Below are 17,512 nucleotides of genomic sequence, written 5' to 3'. Positions count from 1 at the left end.
CAGCTTGCGGTAGGCCGCCTTTGCTTCAGCGGCAATCTGCTTCGAATACGTCAGCGTGTATTCGCCCCCGAACACCGCCGCTTCGTTCACCTGTGCGGCCAGCCAATCCGGCGTCAGGTCGAACGTCACCTCGTCCGCGACAAGCTGGACGCGCTCCTTCGGCAGCCCTTGCCCGTCCAGGTGCCGCTTCAACGTCAGCTGCACATGGCGTTCGATCTGCGTCTGCACCTGCGAGACGAAGTCCTGATGCAAGGCGGCCAGCCGTTGCTCCCGTTCGGCAGCCGTCTTCGCCGCCGAACCGAGCCAGCCGACCTTGAAGCCGGGCCGGCGGCTCTCCAAATACGCGTGAGCGAGGTCGCGCGTCGCCGCCGGGATGACGTTGGCGTTGTCAAGCAGCGCCGTCACATCCTTGCGGAGTAGAGTGAGCAGCGCATGGGGCAGCCCTTCCAACCGCTGCAGCTCGGCGGTGGCCTCACCGTATTCACGCTGCGCCGATTCCGCTTCTTCGTCTTCAGCCAAACGCGCATGCAGCGCTTCCTTGACCGGCTCGTTCGCCTCGGCCTGCTTGGCCGCATGAGCGAGCGCAAGCGCGCGGGCGGACTTCTCCAAGCTTTGCGCCACGAGTCCCTCACGCCGGCCGATCAATTCGCCGATAAGCCAGTCAAGCTTGCTCCATTCGCTGGCCGGATGATCGGGGACCTTGACGGACGTGTAAACGATCCCGTCCGGCCGTACGCCCCAGCTCGCGAACGCTTCCTGTACGCCGGCTTTATAGGTCTCAAGCTTCACTTCGTGCTCGCGATGTTTATCGATCATATTCACGATCAAATAGAGCGGCTTGCCCCATTCGGTCATTTTTTTCGTAAAAGCCAAATTGACTTCCGATTGCACATGATTGTAGTCCATCACATAGAAGACGACGTCGGCCAGATGAAGCGCCGATTCCGTCGACATTTGATGCGCGTCATCCGTCGAGTCGATCCCCGGCGTGTCGAGCAGCGCGGCATGATCCTTCAGGAACGGGATCGGGTACGTGATTTCTACCGTTTCAATCTGTTCCCCGTTGCGGCAATGAGCAGCCAGATCTTCCAGCGGCACCCGCTCGGACCGGGACGCATCGGCAGCTCCAGGCTCCGAATCCGTTCCCCCCCGGTACACGACTCGCGCTCCCGCCTCCCCGCTTGCGATGCTGACGATGTTTGCGCTCGTCGGGATGGGACTTGAAGGCAGCAGCGGATGCCCGCACAGCCTGTTGATCAAACTTGATTTTCCTGCGGAAAAATGCCCGCAGAACGCCAAATTCAGCCGTCCGCTCTCGGCTTTCGCCAGCAGCTGCTTCAGCTTGTTCGCGTGCTCGTAGTCGCCCGCTTGTTCCATAATAGCCTGTAACGCGTTAACCGCTTCAACGGGCGAAGCCGTGACTGCCGGCTTATCGCCCTCCTGAATCGCGGCCAGGTCCGATGATGTTGTCAGTACGCTTTTCATCCGATTGTCTACCCTGCCCTCTCTCTGATCGAAACGATCCGTACGAAGAAAAAACGAAAAGAAAAAACGAAAAGAAAAAAACCGAATCGCTTCGGTTTTAGTGTATCACATTTTCCGTCTCGGGAATAAATATTTCGAACACGTCGCGGTGTTGTAAAATCGTGATGTCCTTATCCTTCACTTTCATCACTACGACTTCCGGGCGCTGTTTCATACGGGTCAAGTAGTTTTCCGGCACGCTGCCGGATTCGGACACGATAATGCCGTCTACCTGCAGCTCTTCATTTTCTTGAAGCGGTGTCTGGAGCACCTTTTCGTAAATATCTGAAAATACCTCAAAGTCGTTCGTATACACCGAAATGCATTTCATTGTAATCCTATCCTTTCTTCGCTTGAATCTCGCGTTTGGTTTCTCGTTTAGTTTCTCGTTTGGGTCCCTTTGGTATAGGTTTCCTGTTTGTGCCCGTTTTCATACGTTTCTTTCCTTCACGGCATACTTCGACGAGCGGACAAATCTCGCATTTCGGCGTTTGAGCCTTACAGTGGTAACGACCGAAAAAAATGAGCCGGTGGTGCGTCTGCGTCCATTCCTCGCGCGGAACGATCTTCATCAGCTTCTTCTCGACTTCTAGCACCGAGTCGTTCGCGCCCGCCAGTCCAAGCCGCTTCGAGACTCGTTCGACATGCGTGTCCACCGCGATGGCGGGAACGCCGAAAGCGTTCGAAACGACGACGTTAGCCGTCTTGCGTCCAACCCCGGGCAGCTCCACCAGCTGCTCGTGCTCATGCGGCACTTCCCCGCCGTGCTTGTCCAGCAATATGGCGCACAACGCTTGAATGTTCTTCGCTTTGTTGCGGAACAACCCGATCCGGCGAATGTCCTGTTCCAATTCCTCCAGCGGCACGGCCAAATAATCTTCCGGTTTCTTGTACTTCTGAAATAACGTCGCGGTCACTTTGTTAACCGTCTCGTCGGTGCACTGTGCTGAAAGCAGGACGGCAATCGTCAACTCGAACGGATTGGAATGAGTAAGCTCGCAGTGGGCGTCGGGAAACATTTCTGCCATCGTGTCCAGGATCGCTCGCACTTGTGTTCGATTCAATGGCATCCCGCCCCCTCCTTCGAAGCTGCTGTCTATTTAGTTTACCGAATCATGGAACCCGAATCAATGAAATCTGATAAGAAAATAAGAATTTTTTACGAAATTCGTGTTAATAAGCGAAAAACCGCCTAACCAGCAGGAAATCCTACTAGCTAGACGGTTCCAATTCGTAAAAAGTTTCAATAAAGTGCGGTTAAGGCTTCTCAATTTCAACAATTTTATCGTCGATCACGAATACGTTCACTTCTTCGCTGTCGGCGAATGCGCCTGGCGTTACGGTTTGGGCGCCTTTATGCAGATAAGCGCGGGCAAACAAGTTATAACGATCTTTGCTGCCGTTTCCGATCGGTTTGAATACGACCTGATTCAAGACGCTGTCGAAGGAGGCGAAGGTTCGTTTCGCTGCGGCTGCAACGCGCAGGATCGTCTTCTCGCTTGCATCTTTCACGATCTCGACACGATCGTTTGCTTTCAACGAGGTCAAGGTCGCCGTGACGGTGCCGTCCGCTTGTTTGACCGTAAAGTTTTGTCCGAGCGGCAGCACGTGTACGCCGCCCTGGAAGTCTTGAACCGTTACCGTGCCGATGGACGCATCAACCGCGTTCACTTTCCCGCGAATCGTATTCAATATCGTAAGCTGATCCAGCTTGGCGCCGGTGAAGCTCACCTTCACATACTCATCGGTCAGAATATCTTCGAACGCGGCCGCAGGTTTATACGGGTTGACGATTTTATCGAGACTGTCCACCGTGAACGTCACCAGACCGCCGCCGTTCTCATCTTTTACGCTAACCTGTTTCGTGTTCGCATTCGTCACTTGCGTTTTGTACAGACTCGATTTCTTCACGGCGAATGAACCGATCATATCCTGCGTGAACAGAAGCGTTGCGCGTACGGGATCGCCTACCTTCAAATCGGCCAGCGTGCCGTTTGCTTTATCCTGCATTTCGACGGTAGCGCCCGGCGCTTTAAAGACCAGACTCTTGCCGCCCGCCGTACGGATCGTCACTTCGAAGGTCGCCGTATTCACTTGCGTGACCGTCGCATCCAGCGTTTGAGTCATTTCGAGGGCTACGATACGTTTTTTCGATACTTTCAAGTTGACTTTCTTGTTACGGTCCGTGTTCGTTGCGCCCGACTGGGTTCCAATAAACGTCGTTTGGAACTGCGAGACCGGCAGCGTCGAACCGGCATACTTGATCGTCGTTTCATCGGTGATCTGGAATGCATCGACCTCATCGTTGCCTTTGGTCACCGTCAGCACTTTAGACGTCGGTTCGTAATTGATAATGCCGGCGAACTCAATCGTTTCAACTTCGCGGCTTGTCACCGACACCTTCACGACCTTGTCGTTCAGCAAATCAAGCGTAAGCTCGTCGCCTTTCTCCAAATCGAACAAGCTTGCGGCCGATAACCCGTTGATGGACACGATCGCGTTATCGTTGACGAAATAAGAAGCGAGCGAGCTTCCTCCCGACTTCGTGATCGTAATGATTCGCGAATCTTTGCTGACATCGGCCGTGAGCGTCCCTTGTACCGTCGTCACCACGTCCGCCTGTTTCTTCACGGAAACGGACACAAGCTTATTCGCTTTCACCTCATACCCGACCGAATCGCCCACATGAAGCCTCGATAAGTCGGCCGGCGTTCCGTCCTGCAGCGTCACGAGAACGGGATCGACCAGGGAATACGTTTCGCTTTGGCCGCTCGTTTTCTCCAGCAGACTGATCACGTTCTGCGTCTTGTCGACGCTGAGCACCGTGCCTTCCGCCGTCTTGCTCAGCGGCACCTGCTTCACGACAATATGCGTAATTTTCGTTTCCTTCAGCAGCGTATTGCGCTTCAACTCGATGACGCTGCCGAGCGGAATGGAGCCAATGCTTTGGCCGCGACCGTCCTTATCCGTAACGGATACATTGGATGAAAGCTCGAACAGCTTCTTCTGATTGCCCTGCTGGACCGATACGATCATCTGATCCAGGAATACGTCGTTCAGGGTCGCTTCGACGATTTCCATTTTTTCCGATTCGTCCGTCAGTTCCACATACAAGGCGTTATTCAAGTTCTGCACCAGATACACTTGATTCGTCAGCTTGATTTGCGAAAGCGGTATGCGGCTGTCGTCTTTCGCATTGTAAATCACCGTATCGGCCGAAAGGTTGTATGTAATCGTTTCGTTTTTATCGTTCAGGACACTGATTTTCTTATCCGTCAGCTCCATCACGTATCCGATCGTAACACGCTCGGAACGCGTCGTCAGCTCTTTGTCCGCCCGGCTCAAGAACGTGGCCATCTGCGCCCGCGTTACTTTCCCGCCCGGTTTAAAGCCCCCGTCCTCGAAGCCTTGCACGATGCCGAGCAGCACAGCCGCATTCACGTAACCTTTAGCCCATGCCGAGAAATCGGCTGCGTCCGTGAACGGCACGGTCGAACTCGCGTGCTGCTTCGCCAAATCCGTTTTGTCGATTGCGCGGATAACCAGCTTGGCCACCCATTCGCGGGACGCATCGCGGGAACCCCAGACCGACTTGGCAGGCGTGCTCTCAAGCTCTTCCGCCGGCAAAATCAAGCCTTTGTCGAAAGCGTACGCGACGTAAGGTTTGGCGTAGTCGCTGACGAGCACCGGAAGCACGGTTTCCGCTTTGTTCGCCAGCGCTTCGTCCTCAAGCCCCATCATGCGGATGGCCATGATGATGACGTCCTGCTGGGAAACCGTATTCTCAGGCCGGTATTCCGCTTTCTCGTACCCTTGTATGATACCGAGCGACGCCAGCTTGGTCACGTGTTTGATCGCCCAGTGACTGGCTTCGACGTCGGAGAAGCGCAGCACGAGGCCGCTGCTGCTCGACGTCGTTGTCGGAACCGGATCCGCCGCGAAAGCGGATCCGCTGAAAGCCAGCGTCAGCGCCAGTACGGCAGCCGTCAGCTTGCGGGTTTGTTTCTTTTTCTTTCTGTTCATGTAAGGGCGAACTCCTCTCGGTCTCTTCGGATGTCAGTTATCGGATGGCTCTTACGGCTATCGTTTGATAGGATGCGGAAGCTCCATATGCCCCATCAAGCTTTCGACTTGTTTGCCGTCGAGCAAAATTTCAATCGTCTTCACTTCGCTGAATTGAAATAACGTTTTCTTCAAAGCGTCCAGCAGCATTTCTTCGCCCGGCGAGCCAAGACGCGCCGCGTCCGGCAGGGAGAGGTCGACGGTGACTTGACCGTCTTTCAGCACGGCCGACTTGAACGAGATCTCTTTGCACAAGGAGATCGTTGTATCGTCCGGCGTTTTTTTCAACTGATTCAACGCGGCCAAATATTGATCGGCCTCGTTCTTGAACTCGATCTTGGCTTGCTGCTCTACGAGCTTCGTGAACTCGGCGTCGCTGTAATACGTTTTAATGACCTTCGATATCTTGGACTGCTCGGACGCTGCGGCAGGCGCTTGTGAGTTCGAACCGCCGCCGGACGTTTGGCCTTGTTCCGTTTGGTGGGCGGGCTGCTTAGCCGTTTGGTTCGATTGTGTTCCGTTTAACGGTTTGGCTTGTCCGCACCCCGACAGCACGACCGCGAGAATGGCTGCGGCAGCTAAGGTATGACGCCAATGGTTTTGCATGGAAAACACTCCTTATTCCAGGTGAAGCTGCTTCTTGATGCCTCGTACGATGGCTGCAGCTACCTGGTTTTGAAAAGCATCTTGAAACATCAGTTCTTCTTCGGTCTTGTTGCTCATAAATCCGATTTCCAGCAGCACCGACGGCATGGTCGTTTCGCGGACGACGTGCAAATCCCCGAACTTCACCTTGCGGTCCGGGAAGCCTGTGGCGTTCAGCAGTTCCTGATGCATAATCTTTGCAAAAGGCAGGCTTTGCTCCGTGTTATAGAACGTTTCCGTTCCGCCGATTGATTCTTTGCTGCCGGAGTTGGCATGGATCGATACGAACAGATCGGCGTCCGCATTGTTCGCCATCGCGACACGGTCCTGCAATTTCACGAACGTATCGTCCGAGCGCGTCATGGCAACCTGAATGTTCGGCTCCTTCTCGAGCAGCGCGGCCACCTTCTTGCCGACCGCAAGGACGAACGTCTTCTCTTGACGTCCCGTCGCTTTAGAGCTCGTGCCCGGATCTCCGTCTCCATGACCCGGATCTACATAGACGAGAAACTTCGAACGCCGCTCCGAGAATTGAATCGAGAACTGACCCGGCTTATCGGAAGGCGTATAGCTGAATGGAACCTTCTTAGCCAAATCTACTACTATTCTAACGATAGAATCTTCTTTTGAAAATAGAGAGTAACGAATTTTTGATACCTTATCGTTCGCAAGCGCCAAGATTCCTTCGGATTGGCCGTTCATTACAGCCGTTAATGCGGTATCGAGCTCTACGCCGGGCACGTCGATAACAAGACGGTCCGGATTTGATAAACGGAAAATTTTCGGGTTTAACACGCTCTCGCTTGACGTGTGTACGACAAGCTCGTCGTTGTTCAGGGCAATCGCATAAACCGCATTCGGCAAAGTCGCGGCGTTACCCGCCCCGACCGGCAGCTCGCCTGCCTTCACCGGCTGTCCGTCCGGTACGGGCAGCACCGCCGTTTGATCTTTGCCTGCTCCGCCGCTCGCCGGGAGCTCTTGCTGCGATCCGCTTCCCCCGCCGTTCGGTTTCGGGTCGTCTTTCGCCGCTGGCGGCTGTCCCGAATTCGGGCTGCCCGGCTTTGAGGCAACGCCTCCGGCGTTAACGTCCGGTTGACCGGCTTCAACAGGCTTGGCGCCGCTGTCTTCTTGCTTGTACATAAAGACCGAGCGCGTCAGCTCGTCCCACGTCACTTTCGTATTCAATTGTTCGACCACAAAACGAAGCGGCAGCATCGTATTCCCGCCAATAATGACCGGCGGCGCTTCCAACTGATGCGTTTTTCCGTTCACCACGGCGGATGTTTTGTCGATAAACAGCTGGATACTCGTTTGTCCTTGATCGACGCTGACCTTCCGCTGCTTGGCATCCCAAGACACCTTGGAACCTAGAGATTCTGCGATAATCCGGACCGGCACGATCGTATTGCCGTTGACGATGCGGGGGGATACTTCGGGGACCAACTGCTTTCCGTTCATAAACAATTGAATCGACGGCGATTCGGCAAAAACGGCCGGAATCAGCAATAACGACAGCAGCAGCAGCGTAAACCAAGACGTTAGAAACTTCATCGTACACCTCGAACCTCAAAAATTTGACAATTTCTATTACTCTATTAGACTATGATTCGCCAAAAAAGTTGCAGGTTCGGTCATTTTTTTTGATTTCGCCGGAAATCATGCGAAAAAGGGGCAATCTCATCGGATTGCCCCTTGTTATTGTCTAAAATCTATGCGGTTTGCTGTGCAGCTTCAATCTTCTTGAGCAGTTCGCGGAACTGATCCCCGGACAACACTTCCTCAGCGGTCAAAATGTCCAGCGATTCCATGAACACCTGGCGATGACGCTCCAGCAATTCGCGCGTCGACTGCGTCAGCTCGTCCAAAATCGCCGCATTCTCCCTCATCAGCTCCTGCTTCGTCACCATATTGCGGTCGATGATCCCGAGCTTCGTCAAACCGGAATCCATCATCGTGCGAACCATCTGCAGCGCCTGCTCGAAATCGTTGCGCGAGCCGGTGCTGCGGCTACCGTAGAACATCTCTTCGGCCACGGAACCGCCAAGCGCGATCATGATCTGCTCTTCAATTTGCTGTTTCGTGTACAAATACTGGTCGGCCTGCGGATTGTGCCGTACGAATCCGAGCGCCTTGCCGCGCGGACTAAGAGACACTTGAGATACCGATCCCGGGCGAACGCATTCGGCCACGATGGCGTGTCCAAGCTCGTGCAGCGCGACCCGGTCCCGTTCCTCCTTCGTCGATTCGCGGTCCGTCTTCTCGCCCAGCATGACTTTATCGACGGCGAGCGACAAATGCCGGGCTTTGATCGTCTCGGATTGTTCGCGCATCGCATAAATCGCGGCTTCGTTCATGACACTCTCAAGCTGCGCGCCGGAGAACTGGAACGTCTCTTTCGCGACCGCCTCCAAATCGACATCCTCGGCGATCGGTTTATTTTTCGCGTGAATCTTCAGTATATGCAGACGCCCCTTCTTATCGGGCAAATCGACCTCAATATGCCGGTCAAATCGGCCGGGACGCAGCAAAGCGCTGTCGAGCATCTCTTTGCGGTTCGTCGCGGCCATAATCAGCACGCGCGGACTTTCAGTCGTATGAATACCGTCCATTTCGGTAAGAAGCTGGTTCAAGGTCTGGTCATATTCGCGTTGTTGACCGCCTTCCCGCTTCCCCCCGATGACGTCAATCTCATCGATAAAGACAATCGCGCTTTCTTTATTTTCCTTTACGGCGCGAGCGCGGGCTTCTTTAAATAAATCGCGAATTCGGCTTGCCCCGACACCGACATACATTTCAACAAACTCACTGCCGGAAGCCGCCATAAACACAGAATTCGTATAGTGCGCGGCCGCTTTCGCCATCAACGTCTTCCCCGTTCCCGGAGGTCCTGTCAGTAATATGCCCTTCAACGGCCGTATGCCGAGCTTCTTAATATCTTCATGCCGAATAATAAAATCAAGCGCTTCTTTCAGTTCCCGCTTCGCCCGCTCTTGTCCGCCAATGTCGTCGAACGTCATAAATACCGGAGATTTCGCTCTTGCCTTCCGGTCCGAGCTGAGCCCCATGCCGCTGCGGGCACGGCTCATATACAGGAAGGTACCCAAAATGACAGACATAAATACAATCGGGATGATGTTCACACCCAGGAAATATAAGAAAAAGATCACGACCGGCACGGCGCCGATCAAAATTTCTTTACCGTACTTACTCACTTGGCCACACCCCCATTTTCGCAGGCGTTCTAGGCAGCATGATATATTTGCTCGATTCACCGTCCGTTAACGTAATATAAACATACCGATCGTCCATTTCAGTCGTCGCGCGGATCCCGTTCGGGTCAGCTTCCGTATGCGCCTGCAGCGTCTTCGGAATTTGCGCGTATTGCTTCGTTTCCATCGCTTGCGCGACCTCGAACAACACCGAAGACCACCAGGCATCAAGCCGCGGCGAAGAACCGTTTTGCACCTTGATCTGAAGCTCGCGGTCGCCGATGACCGGCTTTCCTTCCGTTTGAATGGTGCTGTACACTTCCCGCAAGCTCTTGCCCGCGGCCAGTTTCACGTCAATGGCAGCCTTGTCCGCAGTCAAATGTGTAGATACGAGCTCAACGCCCTCAATCCCGTTGACGATCTTCTGCAGCGGATTTTCCATCGCATAGCTTTGATAGGCGAAATACCCTCCAAACAATAACGTAGAGGAGATTACAACGCTCAATATGACAGGTAAGAGACGTAACTTCATAAGCTGACGTCCCCCTTTCTTTGAATATATTTAATTGGGTGCCGCACAATTCGTATATCAACATTTCTGTATTGAAAGTATATCATATAATATATACGAGTTGTGTATACAAAGTGTGGCAATTCCAAAGCAACGCAAAACCGCCTCGGCTCGTGCATATGCACGAACCGAGGCGGCTGAGACCGGACTTTATTGGATGGACAAACGCCATGTATCGATCCAGGCGCCATCCTGAAACTGATAATAATCGTAAAAATGCTGTTCGCGATCTTGCCCTTCCGGTGTCAGCTTGTAGAACACTTCCCATACCGGCTTGTCGTTCATGATGCCGGGTGTCGCCCTGAGTATAGTCGCCGAAGGGTGCTTGGCCGTTACTTTAGCCGCAGCCTCGGACATCGGGATGCCGCTGGCAGCCATCTCCGTACGTATCTCGTTCTCGCCCACCCATACGTATACCGGCTGACCGAGCTTATTTTCCCCTGTAATGACCGTATACGACTTATCGCTTATAAACCTCTCGACCTTAACTGCTTTCGTCAGTACGGTCTTCTCATAAGCGCTGATTACAGCTGCGCGCTGTACGTTCCACTCATCGGCCGACACCGCGCGGTACAGCCAATTGAAACCGACCGCGGCGACAATCAATATAGCGGCCGCGGATAGCGACCATTTCCATCGTTTACGCACGGACGGCGCTCCTTTCTGGCGTTCGTTACACGCTCGTCAAACGTTCGAAACTGCGCTGCGCCTCAGCTTTGATTTTCTCTTCGTCCAACGTAAGACATTCCCCCTTGCGCACGACCCAGCGACCGTTAATGCAAACATCGGTCACATCGCGCGAACTTGCAGCGTACACCACATGAGAGATGACGTTCGTGCGCGGATAATAGTGCGCTTGGTCCAGATCCAGCGCGATAAAGTCAGCCTTCATCCCCGCGCTTAACGCGCCCACGTCGTTCAGCCAAATCGATCTCGCCCCGTCCAGCGTCCCCATTCTTAACGCTTCCGCAGCGGAAACCGCAACCGGATCACCGGATACCCCTTTATGAATTAACGCTGCAAGACGCACTTCTTCGAGCATGTCCAGATTGTTGTTGCTCGCCGCGCCGTCCGTTCCGAGCGATACCAGTACGCCCGCTTTCATTAAATCCGGCACACGCGCTACCCCGCTCGCCAGCTTAAGATTGCTGCCGGGGTTGTGAGAGACCCGGACGTCGTATCGCTTCAGAACGGCGATCTCCTCATCGGTCAAATGAACGCCGTGCGCAACGAGCGTCGGCCGCGAGAACACGCCGAGCTTCTCCAAGTGAGCAACCGGCCTAGCTCCGTACTGGTCCACATTGTCCTGCACTTCCCGGGCCGTTTCGGACATATGCGTATGAATCGGCAAATCAAGATCGTGCGCCGCCTGCACAATTCGCTCAATATAGTCGGGCGGGCATGTATACGGACCGTGAGGCGACATCATCGCCGTAATGCGTCCTTCGGCTTGTCCGTGCCAATCTTTGGCGAATTGGACGGCTTCAGCTAATTTAGCGTCCTGCACATCGCGCGGACATAAACCGATCACCCCGCGCGTCAGGCAAGCGCGAATTCCGCTTTCCGCGGACGCCTGAGCCACTTCGTTCATATGATCGTACATGTCGACGAAGGTCGTCGTCCCGCCTTTAAGCATCTCCAGTATCGAAAGCAGCGTCCCCGCGCGAACGTCCGCCGCAGTGAACCTGGCTTCCATCGGCCACATTTTTTCCTGAAGCCATACCTGCAGCGCCATATCGTCACCATAGCCGCGAAGCAGGGACATCGCCGCATGACCGTGCGTGTTGACGAATCCGGGCATAAACAGCTTGCGGCTGCCGTCGACCGTTTCGTCGAACGAATCGCTTGGATCCGGCGTGCCTTCCCCAATATGTACAATTCGCTCTCCTTCTACAATCATAAATCCGCGAACGAGCGGCTGCCGTTCATCCATTGTAATAAAAAGTCCGTTCGTAATTACCGTTCTCTTCATCGTTTCCGTTCCTTTCCTCTTCGCTACATTCCCGTTATCAATGTACAATTTCAACGACGCAAAATCAAGCAGCAAGCGGTGCGAGAGCCTTTCGCACCTTCACATGGAAGGATGCACATCATCATAGACGATTCTGGAGAAACTAGGATTGCATTCCGACATTCGAGTGTGTTATTTTTAATTTTGTGTTAATTTACCCCTTATTTCTACATAAACCGTAGTTACAGTATTTATATATTGTAAATTTACGATAAATTTAGGAGGCGAAAGCCATGTTGTTTACAAAAAAGAACGATACCGATTTTTTACTGCTGCTCATTAAGGCTTCTGAAAACACGCTGCAGGCCGCTCAAGTTTTCCGAACCGCCATGATGGGATCGGAGCCGCCGGCGAACTTCTACCCCCAGCTGCGGGATTTGGAGCATGCCGGAGATCAAATCACGCATCAAATTTTCAAGGGCTTGAATAAAGTGTTCATTACGCCTTTGGACCGGGAAGACATTATGGAGCTCGCTTCCAAGGTCGACGACGTGCTCGACGGAATTGAAGCATCGATCGCACGTTTTGACTATATGAACATTACGTTTACCGATAAATATATGAAGGAATTTTCTGCGGTGCTCGTAGCCAGCTGTCAGCATATCCTCGATGCCTTCAAGCTGCTGTCCAAGAAAAAGTATATGCAGCTGACGGAGCATACCGTGCAAATCAACAGCTTGGAAAATGAAGGAGACCGTTTAATGCGCGAGGGCATCCGTGAAATTTTCACCAATCCGAAAGATCCTTACCACGATTTTAAATTGAAAGAAATGTACGAACGCCTTGAGCAAACGACCGATGCCTGTGAAGATGTCGCCAACATCTTGGAGAGCGTTGTGCTGAGATACTCTTAACCTTGCCGGCCAGTCCGGACCGGTTAGTGGTAATATGCACAATGACTTAGGAGGAAATTATGTTAACCATATTGATTGTAGTCGTTGCTTTGGCGCTTCTGTTCGATTTTATCAACGGATTTCACGATACGGCCAATGCTATCGCTACTTCTATTTCAACCAAAGCGCTGTCACCGAGATTCGCCATCATCTACGCGGCCGTTTTGAACTTTCTCGGCGCAATCTACTCGTCAGAAGTCGCTAAAACGGTGGGCGGTAAAGTCGCGAATCCGGCTACCATTGAGAACGGTATTTATATCGTCATCGCCGCCTTGATTACGGCTATACTTTGGAACTTGCTCACCTGGTATTACGGCATTCCGTCCTCTTCTTCCCACACACTTATCGGCTCGCTTGCCGGCGCCGTCATTGCAGGCGCAGGGATGGACGCTTTAAACTGGTCCGGGTTTCGTGAAATCATTCTGATTCTTGTCTTATCGCCAATTGTCGCGTTCGCTACCGGTATCGTGATTATGTGGATTATCCGGTTCTTTATTATGTCGACCGGTAACCAATCGCGTTCCAAGCTCAATCGCACGTTCCGCATTTTCCAAATTTTCTCGGCGGGACTGCTTTCCTTTTCCCACGGCGGGAACGACGCTCAGAAAGCGATGGGGATCATCGTATTCGCCTTGGTTGCGATGAACCAGCAAGACACGCTGGACGTTCCGCTCTGGGTTAAATTAGCCGCTGCAACCGCTATGGGCCTCGGAACCTCAATCGGCGGATGGCGCATTATCAAGACGATGAGCCGTAAGCTGCTGAAGATCGAGCCGATCAACGGCTTCGCTTCCGACTTGAACTCATCGATCGTCATTCAAACGTCGACCCATCTCGGGATGCCGTTATCGACAACCCACGTCATTTCCTCCTCGATCATCGGAACAGGTTCCGTGATGAGATTCCATGATGTCAAATGGGCAACGGTAACACGAATGATCTTGACCTGGATCATCACAATTCCGATCAGTATGGTGATTGCGTTCCTCATCTACAAAATCATTTACGCATTCGTATAATAATAGGACAAGCCCGTGCCGGTTCGGCACGGGCTTGTTGTTATTCATTTATCGGATACATTAATCCAAATAATAAGCGAGGCTTTGCAGGTCCGTCGTGAAATCCGCATGGTGTACCCGTACATCGCTCGGCACTTTAATAATGAGCGGCGCAAAGTTCAAGATCGCTTCGACGCCCGCTTCGGTGAACTGGTTGGCGACCTGCTGCGCTTCCGGCGCAGGAACGGTAATAATCCCGATCCTGATCTGCAGCTCGCGAATCGTCGTCCCGAGCTCTTCCATCGGCTTTACTTTTAAGTTATTGATCGATTCGCCGATTTTGTTCGGTTGCGCGTCAAAGACAGCGACAATTTTCATGTTGTCTTTTAAATAAGCGTTGTAATTGCATAACGCGCGGCCCAAATTGCCCGCTCCGACCAGCGCGACGGGAATCACTTTATCAAGCTTCAAAATTTGTCTGATTTTCTCGATTAAATAATCGACATCATACCCGATGCCCTTCTTGCCGAATTCACCAAAATAAGCGAGATCTTTACGGATTTGGGCCGGATTCAGATCAAGTTTTTGTCCAAGATCCTGTGAAGATACGGTTGAAATATTTTTCTTGCTCAGCTCATTCAAGAATCGCAAGTAAATCGGCAGCCGTCGGACGACCGCCTCGGAAATTTTCATCGTTTTCATGCTTCGTTCTCCTCCATCCACCGCTTAATACGTGGAACCAACTGATTCGCAGTCATATGCTCGATCTTAGGTCCCGGCAGCGAATACAAGAAGTATTTCCCATAGTTCGTATCGATGACCCGGGTATCGTAAATAATGACGATCCCTTTGTCCGATGCGGTACGAACCAATCTTCCGAATCCCTGCTTGAAGCGAATAACCGCCTGTGGTACCGACAGCTTCATGAACGGATTCATATTCTTGGCCTTAAGCTTTTCCGTCTTCGCTTCCACAAGCGGATGCGTCGGCGGCTGGAACGGCAGCCGGACGATGGCCAGACAGGTGAGCGCGTCGCCCGGAATGTCGACGCCTTCCCAGAAGCTGCTCGTGCCCAGAAGCACGCAAGCAGGACTGCTCTGGAACATGCGCGTCAGCTTGCTTCGATTGCCGCTGTCCACGCCTTGTCCGAGCACGTTCACGCCGAACGGCGCCAGCATTTCCTTCAAACCGGCATGAACCGTCTTCAGCATGCGATTGGAAGTGAAAAGAACCAGCATGCGCCCTTTCGTTTCCAGCGCGACTTCGGCCAGCGACGGAATCAGGCGGTCGATAAACTCTTTGTCGCCCCCGCTTCCGCCGCGCAGCCCCGGAAAGTCCCGGGGGATAGCGACAAGCGCCTGCTCCCGGTAATTGAACGGCGAGGGAAGCTGCACCGTTCTCAATTGTCCGGATGGCTGCGATTCGTTCAGCCCCAGCTGTTCGCAGGTGTAAGCGAACGATTTGCCTACCGAGAGTGTGGCCGAGGTCAGTATTACGCTATCTTTCGGCTCGAAGAAATGCTGCTGCAGCAGCGAGCTGACATCGACCGGCACGCAATGCAGCTGAAGCGAGCGATTTTTGTTGTACAACCCGCCCTCTAACCAATACACATAGTTGTCGTCCGGCATCGTCATAAAGAAATGGAGCGCATCTTTATAACGATGAAGTTCTTTCACGGTGCCGCTTAAGTCGGTTACGACGCTCTGCACTTCGAATTCGTCCTGCACCTCTTTCAGCTCGCTGACGACCTTATCCAGCTTCTTAAGCGCTTCAAGCGCGTGCAGCTGAAAATTCTCTTCAAGCACCGCGAGCTTATCCCACCCGAGGGGCAGCGCGTCCTTCCTCACCCGAAGCACGAGGCCGCCGCCTTCCTGCTGAGCCGCCGACTCCCCGCTGCGCGATGTCAGCAACTGATACAGCAGTTCCGTCAGCTGCTCCCACTCTTCTTTCATCTCCATCACTTTCTCGACCGCGCGGTCGATCTCAGCGCTCCAGCCAGCCACGCGCGGATCTTCGTCCGCCTTCTGCAAACGAAAGCGGAGGCTTGACAATTGCCCGGAACGGCCGTCCTTATACAGCCAATGAAGCGTGTTCATTAACCCGTGATAGTGAAGCTCGATCCCCAGATGCTTGCTCGCCACTTCTTCAAAATGATGAGCCTCATCGATAACAAGATGCTTATAAGCAGGCAGCAGGCGGTTGTCCGCTTTCATATCCGTAAATAAGAGCGAATGATTCGTGATGATGACGTCGGCCGTGTTCGCCTCGTGGCGGGCTCGATGGTAAAAGCATTTTTTAAACCAGGGGCAGGCGCGATTCAGGCAAGAATCGGTGTCGCTTTCCACCGTATGCCAAAACGGCTTTCCTTTGTTGGCAAAGAAAAGCTCCTCGTCGTCGCCGTGTTTCGTTTCCCCGAGCCACACGAGCATCTGCCCGGCGGTAATCCGGTCTTCCTTGCCGTTCTCGAAATCGAGCGTGTTGATTTTGTGCTCGAACTTGCGCAGGCATAAATAGTGGCTTCGCCCTTTCAACAGCGCGGCCCGGAACCCGATCGGGAACAGCTCGTGCAGCAGCGGAATGTCGCGTTCCCGCAGCTGCTCCTGCAAATTGATCGTATGCGTGCTGACGAGCACCTTCTTATCGTGCTTGAGTCCGTAGTACAGCGAAGGAATCAAATAAGCCAGCGATTTGCCGGTACCCGTGCCCGCCTCCACCATCAGATGATGTCCCGCTTCAAAAGCGCTCTCCACCTCGCTGAGCATCGTCACCTGGGCTTCCCGCTCTTCATAAGCGTCAAACCGCCGTTTAAGCACATCCTTCAGCTGCTCGTAAAAGGCGGAGAAAGGCTCCTTCAACGTCTTCGCCTCATCCTCTTCGCGAATCGATTCCTCTTCGCCCCAATCGCCGACGCCCAAAGCGAATTGGCGGAAATACCGGTCCGCATCCGGATCGAGCGGCTGGTGCAGCTCCCGGTATTGCAGCATCTCATGCACGATCCAGCCGAAGTCGTTGGTGGATTCGGCAAAGATCATATCCAGCCGCTGCAGCGTCAACAAAGGAAGCCCCTGCAGCCGCTCCATGCAGCGAATCCAGATAAGCGCCGTTACTTCGGCGTCGCTGTCCGCTTGATGCGGCCGCTCGTGTTCGATGCCGAAAGCGTGAGCCACCATCGACAGCTGCAGGGTCGACAGCCCCGGGTACAGGACGCGCAGCGCATCGAGCGTGTCGAGCACGCGTCCGTCGAACGAGAAATAACCCGTTTCATCGAGCGCCCGCTGCAAGAACCCCAAATCAAACCCGATATTATGGCCGACAAGCGCCGTATCTTGCAGCAGCGGCACCATCTCGGCCATAACCGTGTCGATTGACGGCGCATCCTTCACCATAGCGTCATCAATGCCCGTAAGCGTTGTAATAGAAGAAGGTATACTCATACCCGGATTGACGAGGGAAGTATACCTATCCGTTATTTGCATATCCTCTATAATCATGAGTCCGACTTGGATAATCCGATCGGTTGCCAGACTCCCCGTCGTTTCAAAATCCAAAACCGCAAATTTCATCGGTGCCTTTCTCAATCCCTTCCTCCACTGTTCTCA

14 protein-coding genes are annotated in these 17,512 nt (G+C 53.3%); 2 read left to right on the top strand and 12 right to left on the bottom strand.

Features of this window, described 5'->3' with window-relative positions; translation table 11 throughout:
• The 10 genes from FKP33_RS14000 to FKP33_RS13955 form a co-directional block, all read right to left on the bottom strand.
• Window positions 1–1,485, bottom strand: a 1,485-nt coding sequence (locus tag FKP33_RS14000; protein WP_181410143.1) for a dynamin family protein, incomplete at its 3' end; no start/stop codon positions are given.
• Between the two features lie 97 nt (window positions 1,486–1,582).
• A complete protein-coding gene (locus FKP33_RS13995) occupies window positions 1,583–1,855 on the bottom strand; it encodes a hypothetical protein (RefSeq protein ID WP_054797738.1) in 273 nt (90 codons plus the stop codon).
• Window positions 1,856–1,862: 7 nt separating this feature from the next.
• The gene (gene nth / locus FKP33_RS13990; protein WP_373423893.1) at window positions 1,863–2,594 is read right to left on the bottom strand and encodes an endonuclease III; all 732 of its coding nucleotides are present in this window, start codon (window positions 2,592–2,594) and stop codon (window positions 1,863–1,865) included.
• A gap of 187 nt (window positions 2,595–2,781) precedes the next feature.
• A complete protein-coding gene (locus FKP33_RS13985) occupies window positions 2,782–5,547 on the bottom strand; it encodes an S-layer homology domain-containing protein (protein ID WP_141335496.1) in 2,766 nt (921 codons plus the stop codon).
• A gap of 57 nt (window positions 5,548–5,604) precedes the next feature.
• A complete protein-coding gene (locus tag FKP33_RS13980; protein WP_141335495.1) occupies window positions 5,605–6,192 on the bottom strand; it encodes a GerMN domain-containing protein in 588 nt (195 codons plus the stop codon).
• Window positions 6,193–6,204: 12 nt separating this feature from the next.
• A complete protein-coding gene (locus FKP33_RS13975; RefSeq protein WP_127607989.1) occupies window positions 6,205–7,782 on the bottom strand; it encodes an N-acetylmuramoyl-L-alanine amidase family protein in 1,578 nt (525 codons plus the stop codon).
• Window positions 7,783–7,940: 158 nt separating this feature from the next.
• Window positions 7,941–9,296, bottom strand: coding sequence for an AAA family ATPase (locus FKP33_RS13970; protein ID WP_372814461.1), 1,356 nt, complete (start codon window positions 9,294–9,296; stop codon window positions 7,941–7,943).
• Between the two features lie 139 nt (window positions 9,297–9,435).
• Window positions 9,436–9,972 (bottom strand): hypothetical protein, encoded by a 537-nt coding sequence (locus FKP33_RS13965; protein WP_127607988.1) that lies wholly within the window; start codon window positions 9,970–9,972, stop codon window positions 9,436–9,438.
• 189 nt (window positions 9,973–10,161) lie between these two features.
• Window positions 10,162–10,659, bottom strand: coding sequence for a cell wall elongation regulator TseB-like domain-containing protein (locus FKP33_RS13960; RefSeq protein ID WP_127607987.1), 498 nt, complete (start codon window positions 10,657–10,659; stop codon window positions 10,162–10,164).
• Between the two features lie 25 nt (window positions 10,660–10,684).
• On the bottom strand, window positions 10,685–11,983 hold the full coding sequence (locus tag FKP33_RS13955) for an amidohydrolase (protein WP_127607986.1): 1,299 nt from the start codon (window positions 11,981–11,983) through the stop codon (window positions 10,685–10,687).
• A gap of 272 nt (window positions 11,984–12,255) precedes the next feature.
• Here FKP33_RS13955 and FKP33_RS13950 point away from each other — a divergent pair, with 272 nt between their 5' ends.
• Both FKP33_RS13950 and FKP33_RS13945 read left to right on the top strand, forming a co-directional pair.
• Entirely contained in the window at window positions 12,256–12,876 is a 621-nt protein-coding gene (locus tag FKP33_RS13950; protein ID WP_127607985.1) for a DUF47 domain-containing protein, read from the top strand.
• 59 nt (window positions 12,877–12,935) lie between these two features.
• Entirely contained in the window at window positions 12,936–13,934 is a 999-nt protein-coding gene (locus FKP33_RS13945; RefSeq protein WP_054797743.1) for an inorganic phosphate transporter, read from the top strand.
• Window positions 13,935–13,994: 60 nt separating this feature from the next.
• Here FKP33_RS13945 and FKP33_RS13940 read toward each other — a convergent pair whose 3' ends face one another.
• Together FKP33_RS13940 and dinG are read right to left on the bottom strand one after the other, a co-directional pair.
• Window positions 13,995–14,615 (bottom strand): redox-sensing transcriptional repressor Rex, encoded by a 621-nt coding sequence (locus tag FKP33_RS13940; RefSeq protein WP_054797744.1) that lies wholly within the window; start codon window positions 14,613–14,615, stop codon window positions 13,995–13,997.
• Entirely contained in the window at window positions 14,612–17,476 is a 2,865-nt protein-coding gene (dinG, locus tag FKP33_RS13935; RefSeq protein WP_127608000.1) for an ATP-dependent DNA helicase DinG, read from the bottom strand. The genes FKP33_RS13940 and dinG overlap by 4 nt, the downstream gene beginning before the upstream one ends.
• Window positions 17,477–17,512: the final 36 nt, after the last annotated feature.

Source organism: Paenibacillus sp. tmac-D7 (assembly GCF_006519665.1).
GTDB classification, from domain to species: domain Bacteria; phylum Bacillota; class Bacilli; order Paenibacillales; family NBRC-103111; genus Paenibacillus_G; species Paenibacillus_G validus.
Note: the sequence above shows the minus strand (reverse complement) of the source record. Positions and strands in the feature narration are given on the sequence as shown.

Excerpts from the sequence above, each read along its gene's own strand:
- FKP33_RS13940 (WP_054797744.1), bottom strand. The coding sequence starts at position 14,615 with ATGAAAACGATGAAAATTTCCGAGGCGGTCGTCCGACGGCTGCCGATT.
- FKP33_RS13985 (WP_141335496.1), bottom strand. The coding sequence starts at position 5,547 with ATGAACAGAAAGAAAAAGAAACAAACCCGCAAGCTGACGGCTGCCGTA.
- nth (WP_373423893.1), bottom strand. The coding sequence starts at position 2,594 with ATGCCATTGAATCGAACACAAGTGCGAGCGATCCTGGACACGATGGCA.
- FKP33_RS13945 (WP_054797743.1), top strand. The coding sequence starts at position 12,936 with ATGTTAACCATATTGATTGTAGTCGTTGCTTTGGCGCTTCTGTTCGAT.
- FKP33_RS13955 (WP_127607986.1), bottom strand. The coding sequence starts at position 11,983 with ATGAAGAGAACGGTAATTACGAACGGACTTTTTATTACAATGGATGAA.
- dinG (WP_127608000.1), bottom strand. The coding sequence starts at position 17,476 with ATGAAATTTGCGGTTTTGGATTTTGAAACGACGGGGAGTCTGGCAACC.
- FKP33_RS13995 (WP_054797738.1), bottom strand. The coding sequence starts at position 1,855 with ATGAAATGCATTTCGGTGTATACGAACGACTTTGAGGTATTTTCAGAT.
- FKP33_RS13965 (WP_127607988.1), bottom strand. The coding sequence starts at position 9,972 with ATGAAGTTACGTCTCTTACCTGTCATATTGAGCGTTGTAATCTCCTCT.
- FKP33_RS13970 (WP_372814461.1), bottom strand. The coding sequence starts at position 9,296 with ATGGGGCTCAGCTCGGACCGGAAGGCAAGAGCGAAATCTCCGGTATTT.
- FKP33_RS13980 (WP_141335495.1), bottom strand. The coding sequence starts at position 6,192 with ATGCAAAACCATTGGCGTCATACCTTAGCTGCCGCAGCCATTCTCGCG.
- FKP33_RS13950 (WP_127607985.1), top strand. The coding sequence starts at position 12,256 with ATGTTGTTTACAAAAAAGAACGATACCGATTTTTTACTGCTGCTCATT.
- FKP33_RS13975 (WP_127607989.1), bottom strand. The coding sequence starts at position 7,782 with ATGAAGTTTCTAACGTCTTGGTTTACGCTGCTGCTGCTGTCGTTATTG.